Origin of the sequence: Dictyobacter arantiisoli, assembly GCF_008326305.1 — a bacterium.
GTDB lineage: Bacteria > Chloroflexota > Ktedonobacteria > Ktedonobacterales > Ktedonobacteraceae > Dictyobacter > Dictyobacter arantiisoli.
On the sequence record NZ_BIXY01000152.1, the window covers coordinates 1 to 7,110 of the forward strand.

Below are 7,110 nucleotides of genomic sequence, written 5' to 3' on the forward strand. Positions count from 1 at the left end.
AATTGGTCACTGACTTCCCACGGTTTGGTTCGGGCCATCTTGGTTTCTCCTTTGCTTGGGGGATTCGTGTTCCTTTCCTTGTTCTTGATTCTATCATCTCCTTCCACGTTTTCGGATAAGTTCTATTGGGTGTCCTGCTGCTCCACGAGACGCTCAGCACCTATACCATTATTGGAGGTTTGTTTATTATCGTCAGCGTCTATCTGATTTCTAAACAGTCCTAAGAAGATATATTGAGAAAGAGGTACTTTATATGCGCGAACCTCACAGCTCCTTTGTCGATGCGGACGATGTACGTCTTCACTATTTAGAGTGGGATCCTGAATATATGCGGCAAACATTGCCTGCGCAGTTTGATACTGCTACGGATGATATCCCTGTCGTTTTGTTGCACAGCCTGGGCGCGACTGCTGATAGCTGGCGTTTAACCGCCTCGTATCTCTATCATCAGCACTATCTGCTGGCCTTTGATTTGCGTGGTCATGGCCTGAGCGATCAACCGTCGCAGCATTATGATTTACTGACAATGGCGGAAGATGTCATTAGTGGTATGGCGAAATTAGGCCTGGGACAGGTAGCGGTGGTTGGTCATGGTTGGGGGGCACGAGTTGCGTTGCTGTTGGCGGCTCGACATCCCGCATTGGTGAGCCATCTTATTCTGGTCGATTGTCCACATGTAGAGCCACGTCATTGGCCGGGAATGACGCGTGAGCGCTTTGTGGGCGAGGAAGCAACGGCTGAAATCTATCCATCACGTGAGAGCTATCTACAGACCTGGCGATCAGAAATGGATGCTTTTTGGTCGCCGGAGGTTGAGGAGATTCTGCTGACCTATGTGCGTGAGTTGCCAGATGGTCAGTTACAAGAGCGCCTGTTGCCTGAACATCAGTCAATGATTCGTGCCTCATTGTGGGAGGATCGAGCTTTGTCATATTATGGAAAATTGACTTGTCCCGTCTTGTTGGTACCAGCGGCGGCGAAGCCATTGCCCGGTGCGGCATTGCCAGATCGACTTGAGCTAGCCGCTGAGTTTGCGGCGGCGAAAGGTGAGATGGTTGCGCAGGTCGCGCGGGCCATCCAGCGCTGCTCTGTTCTCTGGATGCCTGATACGATACATGATATCCAGTTACAACGCCCGCGTGTACTGGCCAACGAGATTGCCCGCTTTTTACAGGAATAACAAACAGACAAACAGGAAAAGTGGTGGGATAGGCCCGGCACTAGTCGGGCCTATCCAGGTGGAAGAAAGTGATTTTTTATGAGCACGATAGCTTATCTGAATGGAAACATTTATACCATGGATGTGCAGGTACCCCATGCACAGGCTATAGCAATTGATACACAGACTGGCCGTATTCTGGCTGTCGGTTCCAATGATGAGGTACGCCGTGTTGGCGGACAGTATCAGGAACGCATCGATCTACATGGGCGCACAGTGGTGCCAGGATTTATTGATGCCCACATCCATGTATTAGAGACGGCATACCGTTCGCAACGTGTCGATGCGGCGACCTGCCATAGCGAGGATGAGGTGGCGGAACTGGTCCGGGCGCATGCTGCTCGGACGCCAGTGGGCCACTGGATACAGGGCGGCCATTGGGATCGCAATACGTGGCCGGGCCAGCGTTTTCCTTCTAAGGCTTCACTGGATGCAGCCGCGCCCATGCATCCTGTCGCCCTGTCAAGCAAGGATGGACATTTGTTGTGGGTCAATTCAAAAGCATTGGCATTGGCTGGCATCAGTGCTCAAACGCCGGATCCTGCCATGGGGGCAATTTTACGCACCAGTACTGGCGAGCCAACTGGCGTTTTACAGGAACCAGCAGCCACCAGCCTCGTTTTTGACGTCATTACGCCGCCTGATCCGTATGTCAGTCGACAATTGCTCGAGCAAGAACTGACGCGGTTGCAGCACCGTGGTATTACCACGATCCATGATATCGAAGGGGAATTGTCGCTGGACCTTTTCCGTCAGTTGCGCGATGAAGGCAAATTGGGTGTACGTGTACAAATGATCCTGCCACGCCAGATGCTATCTCAACTACCTTCCCTGGGCATCCGCAACGCTGAGAATGATCTCCTACGTGTAGCGGGTATCAAGATCTTTGCCGACGGCACGCTGGGATCGCAGACCGCAGCGATGCTGGATGGCTTCGAGAATAATCCAGGCAATCGTGGCATCCTGGCCCTGCCCGAACAGGAGATGATGGATACCGTGCGCTCCGCGACCGAGCAGGATTTAATGATCGCTATTCATGCTATTGGGGATCGCGCCGCACGTGTGGCATTGAATTCGATTGAATACGCACAACGCACCCAGGCCGCGCAGCATGATCTATCCATTCCACTAAAGAATGTTCGCTATCGCCTGGAACATGTCCAACTGATCGCGCCAGAGGATCTTGAGCGCATGCGCCGCCTGGGCGTAATCGCCTCGATTCAACCTTTCCACGCCGTAGCGGATCGCGATATCGCCGAACGCTATTGGGGCAAGCGTTACCGCCGTGCCTATGCCTATCGCACCATGCACGAGATGGGTATCCCGCTGGCCCTTGGCTCTGACGCACCCGTAGAAACCTACGATCCACTCGCCATTCTCTACGCCGCCACCATCCGTCGAGATCCCGCCACGCGTCGTCCACCCTGGATGCCCGATCAGGCGCTCTCCATCGTCAGTGCTCTGGCAGGTTATACCCTGGGTGCCGCTTATGCCGGTGCTGAAGAGCAACGCAAAGGCTCCCTCACCGTTGGCAAACTGGGTGACGCCGTTGTGCTACGCGATGATCTACTGCGTGTCGCGCAAGCAGACATGACCGAAAATGGTGTCCACGCTACCATCCTCGGCGGCAATATCGTCTGCGGAACACTCTAAGCTCGACTTTGTACAACTTTGAAAACGTGAGCTCGAAAATGCGTCGCACTCCCCCTTTTTCTCAGGCTCAAAAGCCTGAAATTGTACAAAGTCGAGCTAACAAAGTGTTTGATGCCCTCTACCAGCGGGATCTTGCTGCTGACCTGCTGGCAGGCGCCGACGCGCCTGCGCTCTTTTTAGTGTATGTTGCTGTAAATGTGCATAGCACATTTACAGCAACATACACTAAAAAGAGGTTTGAGCACCATTGGTGCGAAAACTCATGCTCCAGGATGACGAAGACCATGCGAATCAAACACTTTGTAAGCAAGATAGAGAAGTGTGGTTTGACACATATCTTCGCTACTGCGGCATTGAATTTGTCAAAAAAGGAAATGTGGCGAGTATATGTGCCAAAACACGAGAAGGCTTGGATTAAGCTGCTTTGGAGCCATACAATACGATGCTATTACCCAGATCACGTAGCAAGTGAGTATTGGGTTTGATCTGCACTAATACAAGGAACAAGAAACCGGCAAGAATGAGGATGGGCATACTGGCCAGGGATAGCAATAACATAAGTATATATTTAACAACGAGAAAATGATTTTACAATCAAATAAAGTACAGCCTTGATATTAAGATGAGCTCCTTGCATTTTTTGTAATATTTTCTATTGACAAGATATACTTTTGTATTGAGTGGCAAAATGACGTTCTCCGAGTCGGAATGATATACTTTTTTTATACCATCAATCTCTGTCATGGTTTATTGTTCAAAGAGGTATCCATGTCTTTCCCAAACATCATCCTTCTGTTGCTGGTCGCGATAGTGGGCGGAACGCTCAACTCCGTAGCTGGTGGTGGAAGTTTCTTCACCTTTCCCGCCTTGATCTTTACGCGCGTCCCTCCCATTGCGGCCAATGCTACCAGTACAGTTGCTCTCTGGCCCGGTTCCGTTGCCAGCGTTGGCGCCTATCGACGTGAATTATCCACTCTGGATCGGCGTTTGCTGGTCGTGATGACAGTCACAAGCCTCATCGGAGGTTTGCTGGGTGCTATTCTCTTATTAAAGACGCCAGCCTCCATTTTTGAATTCTTATTGCCATATCTGCTGTTAACTGCGACGCTCTTATTTGCTGGCAGTGGCTTTGTATCGAAAAAGTTAAAGGCACGCCACCTTGAGAAATCCTCTATCACCATCGCGCAACTGGTATGGATCTCTATTGCACAGCTTATCATTGCTGTCTATGGGGGCTATTTTGGTGGTGGTATTGGCATTTTAATGCTCGCTACGCTTGCCCTGATGGGATTGGATAATATCCATTCCATGAATGCGTTAAAAACACTGCTTGCCTCTTGTATCAATGGGGTCGCGGTCGTTACTTTTATTATCGCTGGCGCAGTCTACTGGCCCCAGACCCTTCTGATGATTGTAGGAGCCATTATTGGTGGTTATGGTGGCGCTTATTACGCTCGTAAAATCGATCAAAAGTGGGTTCGGCTATTTGTGATCATCATTGGCTTTGCCATGACCCTCTACTTTTTTATCAAGCCTTAAAGAAGAAAGCGTCAGAGCTTGCCAGATTGCTGCGTGAAAACATTGACAACCTGTGAATCATCATCTACTATTTAGTAGAGTTGTAAAAATATCCTCTCACTACTCTGTATCTTCTTGTTGATAAAGAAGGAATTGCCAGCAGCTGTAATTCCTTCTTATGCGGAGCTTTGTGTTCATGTTCATGCTTTGTTCTGCCCTTATCACTGCAAGCGTATACCCATCGTTTCTGAAAATTCAATGATAGAAATACACCCTCTGTGCGTCATTATTAGTATATATACAGAGCAGCCACAGGTGAATACGCAATAATTAGATAAAAGGAGACAGATGTGATGAACTCCGGTGACGTTTCAGAATACAACAAGCGTGGTGCTGACTATGCTGTTTCAGGGGAATATCAACGCGCGCTCGCTGAGTTCAGTCAGGCTATTCTCATTCAGCCTCAGGAGGCATCTTCTTACTATAATCGGGCTCTGGTGTATCGCAGCCTCAGTGATTATCAGCAAGCTCTCGTTGACCTTCAGCAAGTCCTGACGCTGCTGCCGACGTATGCGCTGGCATATTATCAGCGTGGCATTACATATTATTTATTGTGCGATAATCGACGGGCAATCCATGATTTCAGTACTGCCCTGGCACTCAATGAACAGAATATTCAGCTTGACGTGCAATCCCTGGTCGGACGCTCTGTAGTATATGTCATAATGGAGGAATATGAGCAGGCCTTACTCAATCTCAATCGTGCTATCGGGCTGGATGAGCGTGTCGCGGGTCGTCTGGGCGCCTATGGGAATCGCGGGCAGGCGTTTGCAGCTTTGAAACGCTATGATGAGGCAATTACGGATTTTTATCAGGCCCTTTATTTCAAGCCTGATGATGTGATTCTCCTTAATCGCCTTGGCGCGGCCTATACTGATAGTGGGAGGCCGGAGCACTCTTTAGAACATTATCAGAAGGCGTTATCTCTGCAGCCCCGCATGGCCTTTACCTACAATAACCGTGGGGAGGCTTATCGCTTGCTCGAACGTTATGATGAGGCACTGGCGGATTTTAATCAGGCATTGGAGATCGATGAGATGCTGGCAACCGTGTATTATAATCGCGGCCTGGTCTATGAAAATCTCGTCGCGCCGCAGCAATCCATCAATGATTATACCCACGCGCTCTCCCTGGATCCTACATTTATTGCTATCTATCATGATCGTGCCGGTCTTTACTGTCGCAATAAACAGTACCAGGCAGCCGTCCAGGATTATACGACCGCGCTTGTCTATGATCCCTCTGATGCTATGGCTTTGTTTGGTCGTGGCACGATGTATTTGTATCTGGAGCAGCCATTGGATGCGGTTGAGGATTTTAATCGTGTCATTGATCTGCAACCAGATTTTGCCTGTGCCTATAATAATCGTGGCGAGGCCTATTTATATCTCCGTAATCTCTGGCGTGCCAGAGAGGATTGTTTGCATAGCTGGCATCTGGATACGTCCCATGCGGATCATGGTTGGATGGCTCAATGGGTGAATATTTGTTTGCAGGAACCCGATGAGTCCATGCCTGATGTGCTGGAGCGTATCGCGGCTGAAGAGCCCGCCGATTATGCGGCCTATTTATGCCGTGGCGTGGCTTATTTCTTACGCCAGCAGCATACCCTTGCCTTGCAAGAACTGGAATATGCCCTGACTCTCAATGCTGAAAAATGGGATGCTTACTTTTGGAAAGGAATGATCAGTGCCAGCCTGGCACATGAGGATGAAGCTCTGGCGTCCCTCCAACGAGCTGTTGCCTTGAAAATTCCCGCTGTATTGCTTTCACCTCTGCATTGGTTACAACACGAGCATGCCGATTTTTATATAAAGCATGCCAGCACCTTTTTACGTAAGTAGGAACATCAATAGTAACCGCATGTCTAAGTGCTGTAACTGGTTTATGTATTTCAATCCTTCAGTGTGCGCTCAATGTTGAAGGTGGTACTTTCACGGCCTTTTTTTCGTTGCGGTCGCATCTCTGGCCGTGAAGGTGTACAATATTGAATAAGAGTTACTTGTCCACCTGCTGGAACAAGTCGTATTATGGTCGGGAACATAGGGAACCAGGACTGTATGTGTCGATGGCAGGCAGCAGGCGACGCGTATAGGCGTATGCACACGTATCGGCTCATGGTCTTCTCCTCTCTCGCTTACCAACTAACCAATCAATATTTTGAAGATATCAAAGGAGTCATTATGGTTCGGGATCAAAAGAAAAACAAAGCTTCCCAGGTTTCTGTCAAAGGAGTCAAAGCGACTACCAAACAGACGCCAGTTGCTCAGAATAAAAGTGTCGTTATTCCTCAGAAAAACAGCAGTGTCGCGACCACACAGCCCCAGTGGCCGACCTGGCCGACCTCTCAACCGGGTCCACGCGCCAAAGTAGCTCCAGCCGGCACACAATCCTTCAATGCCTATCGTCCCGAGCAGGTCAGCAGCGTGGCAGATAGCAAATTGGTTGGCACCATCGTAAACCATCAATAATTATAGCGTACTCGGCTCTTCTTCCTGACAAAGTGTTTGATTCCCAATACCAGCGGGATCTTGCTGCTCACCTGCTGGCAGGCGCGTGCGCGCCTGCGCCCTTTTTAGTGTGTGGTGCAGAAAAGGTGCATAGCACCTTTTCTGCACCACACACTAAAAACAGTTTTGAGCACCGCAGGTGCGAAAACT

Annotated in this window: 5 protein-coding genes; all 5 read left to right on the forward strand. The window is 49.5% G+C overall.

Going from position 1 to position 7,110, the window contains the following annotated elements; genetic code table 11:
- Positions 1 to 253: 253 nt before the first annotated feature.
- Positions 254 to 1,180 carry an alpha/beta fold hydrolase gene (locus F1593_RS26805; RefSeq protein WP_149404621.1) on the forward strand — a complete coding sequence of 309 codons (927 nt, stop codon included), beginning with the start codon at positions 254 to 256 and terminating at the stop codon, positions 1,178 to 1,180.
- A 78-nt stretch (positions 1,181 to 1,258) separates the two neighbouring features.
- A complete protein-coding gene (locus tag F1593_RS26810; RefSeq protein ID WP_149404622.1) occupies positions 1,259 to 2,872 on the forward strand; it encodes an amidohydrolase in 1,614 nt (537 codons plus the stop codon).
- Between the two features lie 768 nt (positions 2,873 to 3,640).
- Positions 3,641 to 4,411, forward strand: a complete 771-nt coding sequence (locus F1593_RS26815; protein ID WP_149404623.1) for a sulfite exporter TauE/SafE family protein — start codon at positions 3,641 to 3,643, stop codon at positions 4,409 to 4,411.
- A gap of 332 nt (positions 4,412 to 4,743) precedes the next feature.
- Entirely contained in the window at positions 4,744 to 6,294 is a 1,551-nt protein-coding gene (locus tag F1593_RS26820) for a tetratricopeptide repeat protein (RefSeq protein ID WP_149404624.1), read from the forward strand.
- A gap of 339 nt (positions 6,295 to 6,633) precedes the next feature.
- On the forward strand, positions 6,634 to 6,921 hold the full coding sequence (locus F1593_RS26825; protein WP_149404625.1) for a hypothetical protein: 288 nt from the start codon (positions 6,634 to 6,636) through the stop codon (positions 6,919 to 6,921).
- The last annotated feature ends 189 nt before the right edge of the window (positions 6,922 to 7,110 follow it).

Bases quoted from the DNA above. Each gene is read 5' to 3' on its own strand.
- F1593_RS26815 (WP_149404623.1), top strand. From the start codon at position 3,641: ATGTCTTTCCCAAACATCATCCTTCTGTTGCTGGTCGCGATAGTGGGC.
- F1593_RS26825 (WP_149404625.1), top strand. From the start codon at position 6,634: ATGGTTCGGGATCAAAAGAAAAACAAAGCTTCCCAGGTTTCTGTCAAA.
- F1593_RS26805 (WP_149404621.1), top strand. From the start codon at position 254: ATGCGCGAACCTCACAGCTCCTTTGTCGATGCGGACGATGTACGTCTT.
- F1593_RS26810 (WP_149404622.1), top strand. From the start codon at position 1,259: ATGAGCACGATAGCTTATCTGAATGGAAACATTTATACCATGGATGTG.
- F1593_RS26820 (WP_149404624.1), top strand. From the start codon at position 4,744: ATGAACTCCGGTGACGTTTCAGAATACAACAAGCGTGGTGCTGACTAT.